Raw genomic sequence first — 15,158 nt, forward strand, 5'->3', positions numbered from 1 at the left:
CGCACCGGCTCCGGTGAGGGCGCGCACCTCCGTCTCGGCGTGCTTGGCCGGGTCGGCCGCCTCGCGGGACGTCACCGTGCCCAGCCAGCCGGCGAGAAAACCCAGCGGGACGGACACCAGGCCCGGGTTCTGCAGCGGGAAGACGGCGAAGTCCAGCCCCGGGAAGATCGCCTCCGGGCTGCCGGACACCACGGGCGAGAGCAGCACCAGCACCACCGCCGGCAGAAGTCCGCCGTACACGGCCCAGACCGCGCCACGCGTGGTGAAGCGCCGCCAGAACAGGGCGTACAGGAGCGCGGGAAGGTTCGCGGAGGCGGCCACGGCGAAGGCGAGACCGACCAGGAACGCCACATTCAGGTTCTGGGCGAGCAGGGCGAGGGCGATCGACACGACCCCGGTGGCGATGGCGGCGGCACGCGCCACCGCGACCTCACTCCAGGCCTCGCGCGTGCTGCTGCGCAGCGAGGCGTACAGATCATGGGCGACGGACGCGGAAGAAGCCAGGGTGACACCGGCGACGACGGCGAGGATGGTGGCGAACGCGACGGCCGCGACGACCGCGAACAGCACCGTGCCGCCAGTGGAACCGGCCCCTCCGCCCAGGTCCAGGGCGAGCAGCGGAACGGCTGTGTTCCCGGCCGAGTTGGCGGACCGTACCGCGTCGGAGCCGACGACCGCGGCGGCGCCGAACCCGAGCACGATCGTCATCAGGTAGAAGCTGCCGATCAACGCGATCGACCAGACGACCGAGCGGCGGGCGGCGCGGGCGGTGGGCACGGTGTAGAAGCGGGCGAGGATGTGCGGCAGCCCGGCGGTGCCGAGGACGAGCGCCAGTCCGAGGCTGATGAAGTCGAACCGGGCCGTCCAGTCGGCGCCGTACTTCAGGCCCGGGGCGAGAAAGTCCCGGCCGTGGCCGCTGCGTTCGGCGGCGGTGGTGAGCAGCGCGCCCAGGTCGCCGTGGAAGCGGATGAGCACAAAGCCGGTGAGCGCGGCGGCCCCGCCCAGGAGCAGCACGGCCTTGACGATCTGGATCCAGGTCGTGGCCCGCATCCCGCCGAGCACGACGTAGATCACCATCAGCGCCCCGACGCCGACCACCGTCCAGGTGGTCGGGTCTGCCATGGCCGACGATCCGGGGGACGGCGAGCCGAAGTCGCCGAGCAGCAGCGACACCAGGCTGCCCGCGCCGACCATCTGAGCGACGAGGTAGAGAACGGAGACGGTGACGGATGCGGTGCCCATCGCGATCCGTACGGGCTTCGCCCGCATCCGGGCCGCCACAACGTCGGCGATGGTGAAGCGTCCGCAGTTGCGGACGAGTTCGGCGACGAGCAGCAGAACCAGCAGCCAGGCGACGAGAAAGCCCACGGCATAGAGCATGCCGTCGTAGCCGAAGAGGGCGATCAGCCCGGACATGCCGAGGAAGGAGGCGGCGGACATGTAGTCACCGGCGATGGCGAAACCGTTCTCCAGGGGAGAGAAGAGACGCCCGCCGGCATAGAACTCCTCGGCCGATCCCCGGCGTCTGCGGCTCACCCACGTGGTGATCACCAGGGTCGTGGCGACGAACGCGCTGAACAGCACCAGCGCCAGGGTCTGGTGCTGCGCCGACACGGGCTGGCCGCTCATCGGACGTGCTCCCGGGTCAACTCCTGCGTCTCCCACCGCAGGTCGAGTGCGGCTCGGTCCCGGCGCAGCCGCGCATGCCGGACGTAGGCCCAGGTGAGCAGAAAGGTCGTGGCGAACTGCCCGAGCCCTGCCAGCATCGCGATGTTGAACGCACCGACGACCGGGCGCGCCATCAGGCCGGGGGCGGCCGTGGCGGCGATCACGTAGCCGAAGTACCAGGTAAGGAAGGCGATGCTCGCCGGCAGCACGAAACCGCGGTAGCGCCTGCGCACCTCCTGGAAGGCCGGGCTCCGCTGGATCTCCAGATAGCAGTCGGCGGCGGTGACGGCTTGCGCCGGGTGGTCGGCCGCCGGCCGGGGCGAGGACTCATAGGCCGTTTCGACCCAGCCGGAAGCGATCACGTCATACCAGGGGTCGTCGAGCCGGACCGTGTCGCCCGTGCGCTCGTCGTGCTTGTCCACCCGAAGTCTCCTTGCTCCGCGGACACATCGTCCGCAGGCCCAAGGATGGACAGAGCGGTAGATCCGGGACGCGCCAATCCCGGACCTTCACCCCATTTGGTGACGCCGAGGTGAACTCAGGTGTCGATGCGGGAACGGTCCAGGGTGGCCGCCGAGTTGGCGAGGAAGTTCTTTCGCGGCGCGACGTCGTTTCCCATCAGCAGGTCGAAGACGCGCTCGGCCTCCTCCAACTCGCCGATGTTGATCCGGCGCAGCGTGCGGTGACGCGGGTCCATCGTGGTCTCCGCCAGCTGGTCCGCGTCCATCTCGCCGAGGCCCTTGTACCGCTGGATGTTGTCCTTGTAGCGGATGCCCTTGCGCTGGAACTCCAGCAGCGTCTCCCGCAGCTCGTTGTCGGAGTACGTGTAGACGTACTTGTCCTGTCCCTTCTTAGGGTTGATCAGCTCGACCCGGTGCAGGGGCGGAACCGCGGCGAAGACCCGGCCCGCTTCGACCATCGGCCGCATGTAGCGCTGGAAGAGCGTGAGCAGAAGGCAGCGGATGTGCGAGCCGTCGACGTCGGCATCGGTCATCATCACCACCTTTCCGTACCGGGCCTGGTCGATGTCGAACGTCCGGCCCGAGCCCGCTCCTATCACCTGGATGATCGCGCCGCACTCGGCGTTCTTGAGCATGTCGGAGACCGACGACTTCTGGACGTTGAGGATCTTGCCGCGAATGGGCAGCAGCGCCTGGAATTCCGAGTTCCGCGCCAGCTTGGCGGTGCCCAGGGCCGAGTCGCCCTCCACGATGAACAGCTCGCTGCGCTCCACATCGTCACTGCGGCAGTCCGCCAGCTTCGCCGGCAGCGAGGACGACTCCAGCGCCGTCTTCCGCCGCTGCGCCTCCTTGTGCTGGCGGGCCGCGATGCGCGTACGGGCCGCCGCGACGACCTTCTCCAGCACGGCGCGGGCCTGCTGCTTGGCGTCGCGCTTGGAGGAGGTCAGGAAGGCCTTGAGCTCCTTGGCGACGACATTGGCGACGATCCGGGAGGCGGCCGAGGTGCCGAGCACCTCCTTGGTCTGCCCCTCGAACTGCGGCTCGGCCAGCCGGACCGTGACGACCGCCGTCAGACCCTCCAGCGCGTCGTCCTTGACGACGTCGTCCTCGGCGACGCGCAGCAGCTTGGTAGAGCGGAGCACCTCGTTCACGGTCCGCGTTATGGCCCGCTCGAAGCCGGCCACATGGGTGCCGCCCTTGGGTGTCGCGATGATGTTCACAAACGACTTGACGGTGGTGTCGTAACCGGTGCCCCAGCGCAGGGCGACATCGACGCCGAGGTCGCGGGTGACCTCGGTGGGGGTCATGTGCCCCCGGTCGTCCAGGACGGGCACGGTCTCCTTGAAGGTGCCCTGCCCGGACAGCCGCAGTACATCGCACACGGCCTTGTCCGGTGCGAGGTACTCGCAGAACTCGCTGATGCCGCCGTCGAAGCGGAAGACCTCCTCGACGGGCTTCTCCTGCCCGTCGAGACACCGCTCGTCCCGTACGACGATGGTCAGGCCGGGGACCAGGAACGCGGTCTGGCGGGCGCGCGCGTACAGGGTGTCCAGGGAGAGCCTGGCGTCCTTGAGGAAGATCTGGCGGTCCGACCAGAAGCGAACGCGGGTGCCCGTCCGGGTCTTGGGCACCTTCTTCACCTTGCGCAGCCCGTTGGCCGGGTCGAACGGCGCGTCCGGGCCGGACTCGGTGAAGATGCCGGGCACCCCGCGGCGGAAGCTGATGGCGTGGGTGTGGCCACCGCGGTCCACTTCCACGTCGAGACGGGCGGACAGCGCGTTGACGACCGAGGCACCGACGCCGTGCAGACCGCCGGAGGCCGCGTACGAGCCACCGCCGAATTTTCCGCCCGCGTGCAGCTTGGTCATGACCACTTCAACGCCCGAGAGGCCGGTCTTCGGCTCGACGTCGACCGGGATACCGCGCCCGTTGTCCCGCACCTCGACCGAGCCGTCGTCGTGCAGCACGACCTCGATGTGGTCGCAGTAGCCACCGAGTGCCTCGTCGACCGAGTTGTCGATGATCTCCCAGAGGCAGTGCATCAGGCCGCGGCTGTCGGTGGAGCCGATATACATGCCGGGCCGCTTGCGCACGGCCTCCAGCCCTTCGAGGACGAGGAGGTGCCGAGCGGTGTAGTTGGAACCGTCTCGGTCTGCTCCGGTCAGCAGCGCAGTGGACGGCACGGACGTCTCGGCGGTCACGTGGTTCGCTCCTCGCTGAATTTCTCGGCTGGCCCGGTACGGGCACAGTGGTGTCTGGGTTGCCGGACAGAGGGTACCGAGGCCTGGTAGAGCCTTTGCGCCGCCACCCAGGAGTAGGCCCATGGTAATAGAGAGTCGCTCGTACGTTCGATCGCTCGAAGGGGTGACGTGTACATCACGTTCCCTTACAGGCATGAACCATTTAGGCTCCGGGCACGTCCTCATGAACAACCGGCAACCCAGCCGGGGGGAAAACCACATAAACCATGACAAGCGCGATGAATACGTAAGCAACGCACTACGGCTCATTCGCCGCCAACCGGCGACATCCAGCCGCCTCGGAGGGAATTTTCGAGGAAAAGGCACGAGCGGGAACGTTTTCGGCCTGGTTGGATGTTGACCCTGGTACGACAGCTCGTCGAGCTAGAGAAGAGGCGACGTGACTACTGTTCTGACCCCCGCGAGCCCGCTAACGGCCGCTGACCGGTGCGACCGCTGCGGCGCCCAGGCCTACCTGCGCGTCGTCCTGATGAGCGGCGGAGAACTGCTGTTCTGTGCCCACCACGGGCGCAAGTTCGAGCCGGAACTCAAGAAGATCGCCGCGGAGATACAGGACGAGACCGACCGACTCACCTCCGTACCGGCTACGGCGTCTGACGACGAACGCTGACACATCGCGTCCACGACGAGCGAAGGCCGGCCTCTGGTCGGCCGGTGGGCGGCCACCCCGATGGCGGGGCGGCCGCTCACTCTCGTCGTACGCTCCCCAGGCCTCGAGACCCGGCGGCGTCGCACGGTCGACTCCGAAGGGAGCGCTCCGCGCCCCGTACGGACGCCATCACTGGGCGTCACTGCTTGTGCGCGCCGACCAGCCCAGCCACCTGCGACACCCGGGTGTAGACGCCCGGCCTGCCGGCCTGTCCGCATCCGCTCCCCCAGGACACCAGCCCGATCAGCCGGCCACGGGCCACCAGCGGCCCTCCGCTGTCCCCCTGGCAGGCGTCGCGCCCGCCGAACGGGCTGCCGGCGCACACCATCGTCGCGGCGTCGTAACGGCCGGCCGCGCTCCCCGGATACGCCTGCTCACAGGCCGAGTCCCGGAGCACCTGGACCGTCGCGGCGCGGAGCTGCGACGCGTACGTACCCAGGCCGGTGGTGTCCCCCCAGCCGTACACCGCGGCGGCCGTCCCCGGCAGGTAGGCGGCGTCGCCGCGGCCTGCGACCGGGAGGACGGATCGCGCGGGCAGAGCACTCGCGAGCGTGAGGACCGCCACGTCACCGGCATTGGACACGGGGTCGTAGGCCGGATTGACCCAGGTCCGCACGACGGGCACCTCCTGCCCGCTATTGCCCTGCAGATTGTCCCGGCCCGTGATGACCCGTAGGTCGCTCACCTCGGCGAGGCTCCGCCCCAGCACCTCCCGGCTCATGCAGTGCGCCGCGGTCATCACGGTCTTCGGGCCGACCACGACGGCGCCGCAGAACTGGCCCGACCGGTTGCTGCCGAACCGTTCACGGCTGCCGAGAGCCACCACCCAGGGGCTGTCGGACACGGAGACCTGCTGCCCTCCGATCACCACGCCGTCCGCAGCGGCCGGCGCGGGTGCCGCAAGGGGCAGTGCGACGGTGGACGTTGCCAGCGCCAGCGCGCCGATCAGCACTCGGGAAAAGGGACGCATACCCGACTCCTCACTCTGTGGGGCAGCTTGCACACCCAGAGTGACCCAATTGGCTACGAAGCGCACCCGGACGGCTGCACCGTGCAAACAGTCGGCCCGGAATCTCGGGGAGATTCCGGGCCGACTGCGAAGTGTTTTCGAGGCACGCCCAATCGGGCGACGAGCCGAGAATCAGTCGAGGTAGTCGCGCAGCACCTGAGAACGGGACGGGTGACGCAGCTTGGACATCGTCTTGGACTCGATCTGACGGATGCGCTCACGCGTCACGCCGTAGACCTTGCCAATCTCGTCCAGCGTCTTGGGCTGGCCGTCCGTGAGACCGAACCGCATGGAGACCACGCCCGCCTCGCGCTCGCTGAGCGTGTCGAGGACCGAGTGCAGCTGCTCCTGCAGCAGCGTGAAGCTGACCGCGTCGGCCGGGACGACCGCCTCGGAGTCCTCGATGAGGTCACCGAACTCGCTGTCGCCGTCCTCACCCAGTGGAGTGTGCAGGGAGATCGGCTCACGGCCGTACTTCTGGACCTCGATGACCTTCTCGGGGGTCATGTCGAGCTCCTTGGCCAGCTCCTCCGGGGTGGGCTCGCGGCCCAGGTCCTGGAGCATCTGGCGCTGCACACGCGCGAGCTTGTTGATGACCTCGACCATGTGCACCGGGATACGGATGGTGCGGGCCTGGTCGGCCATCGCGCGGGTGATCGCCTGACGGATCCACCAGGTGGCGTACGTCGAGAACTTGTAGCCCTTGGTGTAGTCGAACTTCTCGACGGCGCGGATCAGACCGAGGTTGCCCTCCTGGATGAGGTCCAGGAAGAGCATGCCGCGGCCGGTGTAGCGCTTGGCCAGGGAGACTACCAGACGGAGGTTCGCCTCGAGCAGGTGGTTCTTGGCGCGGCGGCCGTCCTCGGCGATGATCTCCAGCTCGCGCTTGAGCTTGGGCGCCAGCTTGTCGGAGTTGGACAGCTTGTCCTCGGCGAACAGGCCCGCCTCGATGCGCTTCGCGAGCTCGACCTCCTGCTCGGCGTTGAGCAGCGGCACCTTGCCGATCTGCTTGAGGTAGTCCTTGACCGGGTCGGCGGTGGCACCGGCCGCGGCGACCTGCTGCGCCGGGGCGTCGTCCTCGTCCTCGTCGGAGAGCACGAAGCCCTCGCTCTCCGGGCCGGCCTCGGCCTCGGCGCCGGCCTTGCCCGGCGCGGGCACGGCCTCCTCAAGCGCCTCGTCCCCGAGCGGCTCTTCGGTGTCCTTCTTCGCGGCGGTCTTCTTCGCCGCCGTCTTCTTGGCCGCGGTCTTCTTCGTGGCCGTCTTCTTCGCGGCGGTCTTCTTGGCCACGGTCTTCTTGGCGGGCGCCGTCACTGCCTCATCGGCGGCGGCGTCCGCGGCTTTGGGCTCCTCGGCGGGTACGGGGGATGCGGCGGCCTTCTTGGCCGTGGCCGTCTTGGCCGCGACGGTCTTGGTGGCGGTGCGCTTCGACGGGCTCTTCGCTGCGACGCTCTTGCGGGTGCGCTTGGGCGCCTGTGCGGCACTGACCATCAGCGTCACACCCTCCTCGTCGAGGATCTGGTTGAGGCTGCGCAGAACATTTTTCCACTGGGTTGGCGGAATCTGGTCAGCCTCGAAGGCCCGACGCACGTCATCGCCGGCGATCTGCCCCTCAGCCTTTCCCCGCTCGATGAGCGCCATGACAGACTCGGACTCGGCGATCTCCGGCGGGAGCGTACGGGATGTGCTGGCCGACACGAACAACCTCTCGGAACGATGGGAACGGCTTCCGGCCCCGTCCATGATGGACCGGAGCCGACGACCGCCGGCGGGGATGGACCGACGGCGCGGGCGGCACCGCAGGAGAAGACAGCGCCACGAACGACGTCCGTATTCCTCCAGCGACTTTCACCTCTTAGGTCATCGCGCTTCCCGTTGGAGTGTTACGCCCAATCCACGTGGCCCGAGTCACACCGTGCAGCAGGTTCGAACGGCGGGTAACCGGGCGTATCATGTCAAATCTCTCTTGGACTGGAAGTTTCCGGCCGTCCCCGCTTTCTCGCCGCGCCCTCATAGCGCCGACCGCGTCGTCGGCCGCTCAGTGACCGCGGAGTCGGCCCCATCAGTCTCCCAGCGAGGGGACCACCGGCTTAGCCGGTGGGGGAATCGCTTCCCTGGCCTGTGATATTTCCCTTTCGTCCCGCAAGGGATCGGTTCGGGCTGGACCGCAACCCTCGGGTTGGAAGCCCCCCTCCTTTCAGGTGGGGGCGGAGTCACGTCGATCCCATTGCGGTCAGGGCATCGGCCAGCGTGTCACCCGGGTGGTCGAGGCCGCCGGATCCCGGGATCCGGCGGCACGGCCCCTGCTCCGGCGCCTCAGTGCTCACGCGGTGCGGGCACCACGCGCTCGACCTCGGGGTGAACGGTGAGCAGCTGGCGCATGGCGGACTCGGCAGCAGCACCGTCGCCGCTGCCGAGCGCCTCGACGATGCGCGAGTGGTGACCCACAGATGGCTCTCCCGGACGGTCGCAGCCGGTGGTCGGGCCGCCGGACACCTGGAGGGCTGCCGACACGATGCCCGACAGGTGCTCCAGCATGCGGTTGCCCGCCAGCTGGAGCAGCAGGGCGTGGAACTCGGTGTCGGCCCGGGAGAAGGTGAGATTGTCGCCCTGCGCCGCGGCGCGCCCCATGATCTCCGCCATGTCGGCAAGCCGCTGCTGTACGTCCTCCCGGCCGTGGCCGGCGGCGAGACGGGCTGCCAGGGGTTCGATGGTCCAGCGCAGCTCACACAGTTCGCGCCGCTGGTCCTCGCGCTGCGGCCCGAACGCCCGCCATTCGATGATGTCGGGGTCCAGGAGGTTCCAGTCGCTGACGGGCCGGACCCGAGTGCCGACGTTGGGTCGCGCGCTGACCAGGCCCTTGGCCTCGAGAACGCGGAGGGACTCGCGGACGACGGTCCGGGAGACCTCGAAGCGCTGGCCGATCTCCTCCGGGACGAGGGGGCGGTCGGCACCGAGATCACCGGAGACGATCATCTGGCCCAGCTGCTGGACGAGTTGGCCGTGCAGCCCGCGGCCTCGGCTGCCGGCCGCGCGCCTTCCGACGCGGCCCATCTCGGCCTCTGCCCCCTCCCAGGAGGTCGTGCCGGTGCGGTCGGTGCCCGAGGCTTCGCCGTAGGGGTAGCGGTCAAGCTCGCCCGAGCCGGCGAGGCCGGAGTCGACGGGGCGAGCCGAGGTCATCATGGTGTGCGCAAGGGTACTCACGCATCATTTGTCGGCGACGCTCCGGGCACCCTTGAGTTCTTTGGTGAAAAGCACACGAAAGGGTGATCGCCCATCACCTCATCATTGACGCTCAATCGGAAGTAAATGGGCGGTTTTCGCGGAATTATGGGCGCTTCATGCGAGCAGGTGGCGCTTCTTGACCTCAGCTTGGCCTTCCGTGGCAACCCTTCGAGCAGATAGGACAGACGAGGGCATAGAGCGACAACCCAAGTGCAGTTCCCGTCGGTTGCGCGGCGAGGTGGGCAGAAAACCCCAGGCGAGAGGCCCGAGCCGGCCCGGCGCCGAAGGCATCGGAAAACAAAGGGATTTGGGGCGGATCCTGGGCGCGGGAACTCCCGCGCGGCGGTGAGCAGGAGAAAGTGGCGCGGGCGGGGTGGCCCGGTGCCTCGTCCTGAACCCGCTCAGACCTCGGGGCGGAGCATGGGCGGGTTGAGGAGCGTGGCACCTCCCGCGCGGAAAAGCTGTGCAGGACGCCCTCCCTGACGGGTCGTCGTACCGCCGGTGGGGACCAGGAATCCCGGCGTGCCCGTCACCTTGCGGTGGAAGTTGCGCGGGTCCAAGGCGACTCCCCAGACCGCCTCGTAGACCCTGCGCAGCTCCCCCACGGTGAACTCCGGCGGGCAGAACGCCGTGGCCAGGGAGGAGTATTCGATTTTGGACCGGGCGCGCTCCACGCCATCGGCGAGAATGCGGGCGTGGTCGAAGGCGAGCGGGGCGGCCTGCTCCCCTTCTCGGCCGGTGCCTCCTTCCTGGCCGAGCAGCTCCTCCACGGGGGCCCAGCGCGCGCCGTGCGCGTCGCCGCCAGGGCGCGGCGCGGGCAGGTCGGGGGCGAGGGCGAGATGCGCCACGCTCACCACTCTCATGCGAGGGTCGCGCTTGGGGTCACCGTAGGTGGCGAGCTGTTCGAGGTGCGCACCGATGACGGGTGCCGGGCCCGTGGGATCGGCCGCCTGAAGCCCGGTCTCCTCGGCGAGCTCGCGAGCCGCAGCTGCCTCAAGGTCCTCGTCAGCCCGGACAAACCCGCCCGGCAGCGCCCACCGCCCCTGGAACGGCGGCTCACCACGGCGTACGACGAGCGCACACAGTGCGTGCCGACGCACGGTGAGCACGACCAGGTCGACGGTGACAGCGAAGGGCGGGAAAGCCGACGGGTCGTAGGGCATGTCGCGATCATAGTCGTCTGCCTGACGATAATCAGGCCCCCGGGCCCCGTATCACTGGTCCTCTCCTACTGCGGTGCTCTTACGTTCCCTGGTGCTTCGCTCCGCGCGATCCCGTGCGCCGACGGGTGCGCCTTCGGCCGGAGGGGCTTTCGGGGCGGGTGCGATCGCGCGTGCTGTCGGCGGGAGGCCGCCCAGAGGCGCGGCCGGCTCGACGGGCGCGGCGCGCGGCGGGCTCCTGGACGGTGCGCTCCGGAGTCTCGGTTGGCCTTTCCTGGTCCGGCGAGACCTGCGCCGGCGCCTCCCCTGTCAGTGCTCCATGGGCCGGCGCCTCACGGACCGGGGCTTCCTCGGTCGGCGCTTCACGGTCCACCGGATCACCGGACGGCGACCGGCCCGTGCCGCGAGCGGCCCGCTCCCGGCGGAGGCAGCGGCGCAGCACCTCCGGATCGAGACCTTCGTTCGCCCCCTGGTGCAGGAGCTTGGCGAACAGGTAATCCGGGTCCGCCCGCAGGGCCATCCCCAGAGCCACCCGGGCCTCAGGCTGGTCTCCCAAGGACCACGACACCCAGCCCGCCAGTGTGAGGGGCGGTGCGGCGTGGTCCCGGTAGGCTCCGACACAGCGGCGGGCGAGCGCCCGCCACACCCGCAGAGCCCGCTCGGCTTCCGTCCCTTCCATCCACTCCGCGGCACGGTCCCGGGTCGTACGGTCCTGTAGCCCGAGGATGATCGCGGCTGCCTCGTCGTTGGCGATGAGGGAATCGTCACGGGCGTCGGCATCGTCGGGGCCCACGGCGGGTGGCGCGTCGGCGAGACGTCCCATCAGCAGTTGGACGAGGTCGAGCGTCTCCTCGCAGACCGTATCCGGGGCCACTCCCCCGAGGATCCGCGGCACGAGCTCGGCGCAGGCCGCGTCCAACGCCGCTTCTTGCGCGGCAGCGGCGGGCGACTCCCAGGGGGCGAGGCGGGCTTCCATCTCCCGGAGCGAGCCGCGGACCTGGATCCCCGCATAAGTGGCGGCTGCCGCCATCACTGATGTGCCGGGCAGGGCGAGGGGAGTGCCCGTGCTGGGGCAGCAGCGCCCGTCCGGGCAGCAGTAGGACCAGAAACGGCCGTCAGAGATGCACAGGGCTTCGAGTACGGGCACGTCGAGTGCCCCGCAGGCCGTGCGCAGGCGCTGAGCCAGCGGCCGCAGCCGCCCCATCACGTCCTGCCCCGTCTCCCCGTCGGCCGGATCCTGGCACAGGAAGACGATGATGCCGTCGGGCCGGTGACCGCGTTTCTGGCTGCCGCTCACCAGGCACTCGGCGAGCTGATCAGCGACGTCGGGCCATTCTTCCCGGTTGCTCGGGATGCCAAGCCGGAGGCGGCCGCCAAAGCGGCCTCGGTCGCCGTGCACCGTGACCATCACGATGCTGTCATCAGGGTGGAAACCCATCAAATACGGGAGTGCATCGGCGAGTTCGGCGGGGCTGCGCAAGGTGATCTGGTCGTCGGCGGTCGGCTGGGGCGGTTCGGTGTGCTTGGTCATGCCACGACGGTGCCGGTCCCCTGCCCGGCTCCACCAGCCCTGTGGATAACTAACTCCGGAATCTTGTCCCACTAACGCTGTGGACGCGGAGTTTTCCACAGGTTCGCCGGTGCGTTCGCGCGTTCTCGGGGGCATCGGGTTGCATGGGGGCATGAGCAACGAAGAGCTGCGATCATCCGCTGATGCCGTACTGGCCCGACTCGTCGGGGACACCAGCGGAACGGCCCGCCTGCGCGAGGACCAGTGGCGGGCGATCGAGGCGCTGGTCGCGGACCGCCGCCGAGCCCTCGTCGTGCAGCGCACCGGGTGGGGCAAGTCGGCGGTGTACTTCGTTGCCACGGCCCTGCTGAGAGCGGCCGGCAGCGGCCCGACGGTGATCATCTCGCCGCTCCTCGCGCTCATGCGGAACCAGGTCGGGGCCACCGAGCGGGCGGGGATCCGCGCGCGCACGATCAACTCCGCCAACACCGAGGAGTGGGACGCCATCCAGGCGGAGATCGCCGCCGGTGAGGTGGATGTGCTGCTGGTGAGCCCCGAGCGCTTGAACAACCCCGACTTCCGTGACCAGGTACTGCCCAAGCTCGCTGCGAGCACGGGCCTGCTCGTCGTCGACGAAGCCCACTGCATCTCCGACTGGGGACACGACTTCCGGCCGGACTACCGGCGGCTGCGGACGATGCTCGCGGACCTGCCGCCCGGGGTTCCCGTGCTCGCCACAACCGCAACGGCCAACGCACGCGTCACCGCGGACGTCGCAGAGCAGCTCGGCACAGGTGACGGAAGCGCGGCGACCCTCGTTCTGCGCGGGCCGCTGGACAGGGAGAGCCTCAGCCTCGGCGTTGTGCGACTGCCGGACGCGGCGCACCGATTGGCCTGGCTCGCCGACCACCTCGACAAGCTGCCAGGCTCAGGGATCATCTACACGCTGACGGTCGCGGCGGCTGATGAGGTGGCGTCCTTCCTGCGGCAGCGCGGCCACGCCGTGGCCTCGTACTCCGGGAGAACCGAGGACGCCGACCGCCGGGTGGCCGAAGAGGATCTGCTCGCCAACCGGGTCAAGGCCCTGGTCGCCACATCCGCGCTGGGCATGGGCTTCGACAAGCCGGACCTGGGCTTCGTGGTGCACCTGGGCTCTCCCTCCTCCCCCATCGCCTACTACCAGCAGGTGGGACGCGCGGGCCGCGGAGTGGAACATGCCGAGGTGCTGCTGCTGCCAGGCCAGGAGGACGAGGCCATCTGGCGTTACTTCGCCTCACTCGCCTTCCCCGCCGAGGAGCAGGTGCGCCGCACGCTCGAGGTGCTGACGCAGGCCGAGCGGCCGCTGTCCCTCCCCGCCCTCGAGCCGCAGGTCGACCTGAGGCGGTCCCGCCTCGAGACGATGCTGAAGGTCCTGGACGTCGACGGTGCCGTGCAGCGGGTGCGCGGTGGCTGGACGGCAACGGGCCGGCCCTGGACGTACGACGCGGAGCGCTATGCCTGGGTCGCCCGGCAACGGGCGATCGAGGAGGAGGCCATGCGGGCCTACGCCTCCACCACAGCGTGCCGGATGGAGTTCCTGCGGCAGCAGTTGGACGACGAGGCAGCGGCGCCCTGCGAACGCTGCGACAACTGCTCGGGAGCCCGCTTCACGGCGGATGTGTCGACCGGCTCCCTTGACGCCGCCCGTGGCGCGCTGGGGCGGCCTGGTGTGGAGGTGGAGCCGCGCCGAATGTGGCCCAGCGGGCTCACGGCGGTCGGTGTCGGTCTCAAGGGACGTATTCCGGCAGGTGAGCAGGCCTTCCCCGGCCGGGCCCTCGGGCGGCTGTCCGACATTGGGTGGGGCAACCGGCTGCGCCCGATGCTCTCCCCGCAGGCTGGAGACGGTCCGGTTCCGGACGATGTGGTCGATGCGGTGGTGAAGGTGCTGGCCGACTGGGCGAAGGGGCCCGGCGGCTGGGCCTCCGGCGAGCCGGACCCCCCGGCTCGCCCCGTGGGGGTCGTCACCGTGGCCTCACGCACTCGGCCGGAACTGATCCGCAGCCTCGGCGAACGTATCGCGGCGGTGGGCAGGATGCCCCTGTTTGGCACCGTCGCGTACACCAGCGAGGAGGCGGACACCAGGATGCCGCGGTCCAACAGCGCGCAGCGGCTGCGCAGCCTGCACGGCGCGCTGACCGTGCCTGGCGCGCTGTCCGAGGCGCTGGCCTCGGCGGCCGGCCCCGTACTGCTGGTGGACGACCTTACGGACACCGGCTGGACGCTCGCGGTCGCCGCCCGACTGCTTCGGCGGGCAGGGGCGGAGGGGGTGTTTCCGCTGGTCCTCGCCGTACAGGGGTGAGCCAACGCGATACGGGCAGGGATATAGACGGCGCACCGGAGTATTTCGGCCGACGGCCTTAAATGCTCATTGCCGCTTGTCAGTTCGGCCGCAAGAATTGGGAGTGCTCCTCGCACCGAACCGTCCGCGGTCGGGATGGGTTCTGCTGCGGTGCGCCCCGATGGAGATCGCTGCCCGAAGCGCGGGCGTCCAGACGAAGGGAGAAACGTGACCTTCGGCTTCGCTCCGTCCCCGGCCGCGTCCCTGCCCGCGGCCGCCGACTCCGCTTCTCGCCTGGGCCGGATGCTCGAGCCCGCGGAGTGGGCCGCGGCCGAGATCCCTCTGCTGCGCAATCCTCGCGAGGTCGTCACCGGTCTGCACACGCGTCACGCGCCGACACCTTCGACGGCCGTCGTCGCAGTCCTCGACCAGGAGGAGAGAGTCGCTGCCAGCGCCTCCTTCGCCTTCGGCGCGAATGCCGCTGACGGCTGGGTCTGCCGTAACGCCCTGCTGGACCACCTTCGCAGGGTCATCGCCCACGACCTGCGGCGCCGGGCACCGGTCCGAACGGCCGTACTCCTGTACTGCCGGGACGGCGAAGCCCGCTGGACGGAGGCGGACGGCGCCTGGATGTGGGGACTGCGCGACGCCTGCACCCTGCACGGCCTGCGCTGCGGCGCCTACATCACGCTGACCCGAGGCGGTTGGCAGGTGCTGGGCGAGGGTCGTGGCGGCCGCCGCCCGCATTCCGCTTCGCAGTCGGCCGTGGCGGCTTTCCCGTCCGCCCCTGCCGAGGAGGAGCCGACCGAGGCCGACCGCCCGCGCGAGACCTCAAGAGCCCTGCGGCGCGTCGCGGGCGGCGCACCGGACGCCCAGCGCCGGACAGCCGCCTGCTGAGACG

Annotated in this window: 11 protein-coding genes; 3 read left to right on the plus strand and 8 right to left on the minus strand. The window is 69.7% G+C overall.

What is annotated here, in order from left to right; translation table 11 throughout:
• From ACY34J_RS25300 to ACY34J_RS25310, 3 genes are all read right to left on the minus strand, one after another.
• The coding region (locus ACY34J_RS25300; protein ID WP_462728945.1) for a solute symporter family protein at positions 1–1,614 on the minus strand (1,614 nt) is incomplete at its 3' end.
• 11 nt (positions 1,615–1,625) lie between these two features.
• The gene (locus ACY34J_RS25305; RefSeq protein WP_462728943.1) at positions 1,626–2,090 is read right to left on the minus strand and encodes a DUF485 domain-containing protein; all 465 of its coding nucleotides are present in this window, start codon (positions 2,088–2,090) and stop codon (positions 1,626–1,628) included.
• Between the two features lie 116 nt (positions 2,091–2,206).
• Entirely contained in the window at positions 2,207–4,330 is a 2,124-nt protein-coding gene (locus ACY34J_RS25310; protein ID WP_462728942.1) for a DNA gyrase/topoisomerase IV subunit B, read from the minus strand.
• A 439-nt stretch (positions 4,331–4,769) separates the two neighbouring features.
• On the opposite strand from ACY34J_RS25310, the gene ACY34J_RS25315 reads away from it, so the two are divergent.
• On the plus strand, positions 4,770–5,000 hold the full coding sequence (locus ACY34J_RS25315) for a DUF7455 domain-containing protein (protein ID WP_462728941.1): 231 nt from the start codon (positions 4,770–4,772) through the stop codon (positions 4,998–5,000).
• 178 nt (positions 5,001–5,178) lie between these two features.
• Here the strand turns inward: ACY34J_RS25315 and ACY34J_RS25320 are convergent, their stop codons facing one another.
• From ACY34J_RS25320 to ACY34J_RS25340, 5 genes are all read right to left on the minus strand, one after another.
• Positions 5,179–6,009 carry a S1 family peptidase gene (locus tag ACY34J_RS25320; RefSeq protein ID WP_462728940.1) on the minus strand — a complete coding sequence of 277 codons (831 nt, stop codon included), beginning with the start codon at positions 6,007–6,009 and terminating at the stop codon, positions 5,179–5,181.
• 171 nt (positions 6,010–6,180) lie between these two features.
• A complete protein-coding gene (locus ACY34J_RS25325; protein WP_462728939.1) occupies positions 6,181–7,743 on the minus strand; it encodes an RNA polymerase sigma factor in 1,563 nt (520 codons plus the stop codon).
• A 618-nt stretch (positions 7,744–8,361) separates the two neighbouring features.
• Positions 8,362–9,249, minus strand: coding sequence for a FadR/GntR family transcriptional regulator (locus ACY34J_RS25330; protein ID WP_462728938.1), 888 nt, complete (start codon positions 9,247–9,249; stop codon positions 8,362–8,364).
• A gap of 422 nt (positions 9,250–9,671) precedes the next feature.
• Positions 9,672–10,433, minus strand: a complete 762-nt coding sequence (locus ACY34J_RS25335; RefSeq protein ID WP_462728937.1) for an NUDIX hydrolase — start codon at positions 10,431–10,433, stop codon at positions 9,672–9,674.
• Between the two features lie 79 nt (positions 10,434–10,512).
• On the minus strand, positions 10,513–11,961 hold the full coding sequence (locus ACY34J_RS25340; RefSeq protein WP_462728936.1) for a DUF4192 domain-containing protein: 1,449 nt from the start codon (positions 11,959–11,961) through the stop codon (positions 10,513–10,515).
• 151 nt (positions 11,962–12,112) lie between these two features.
• On the opposite strand from ACY34J_RS25340, the gene ACY34J_RS25345 reads away from it, so the two are divergent.
• Together ACY34J_RS25345 and ACY34J_RS25350 are read left to right on the plus strand one after the other, a co-directional pair.
• Positions 12,113–14,278 carry a RecQ family ATP-dependent DNA helicase gene (locus ACY34J_RS25345; RefSeq protein ID WP_462728935.1) on the plus strand — a complete coding sequence of 722 codons (2,166 nt, stop codon included), beginning with the start codon at positions 12,113–12,115 and terminating at the stop codon, positions 14,276–14,278.
• Between the two features lie 207 nt (positions 14,279–14,485).
• Positions 14,486–15,154, plus strand: a complete 669-nt coding sequence (locus ACY34J_RS25350; protein ID WP_462728934.1) for a hypothetical protein — start codon at positions 14,486–14,488, stop codon at positions 15,152–15,154.
• The last annotated feature ends 4 nt before the right edge of the window (positions 15,155–15,158 follow it).

The organism is Streptomyces sp. HSS9-12 (genome assembly GCF_054963655.1).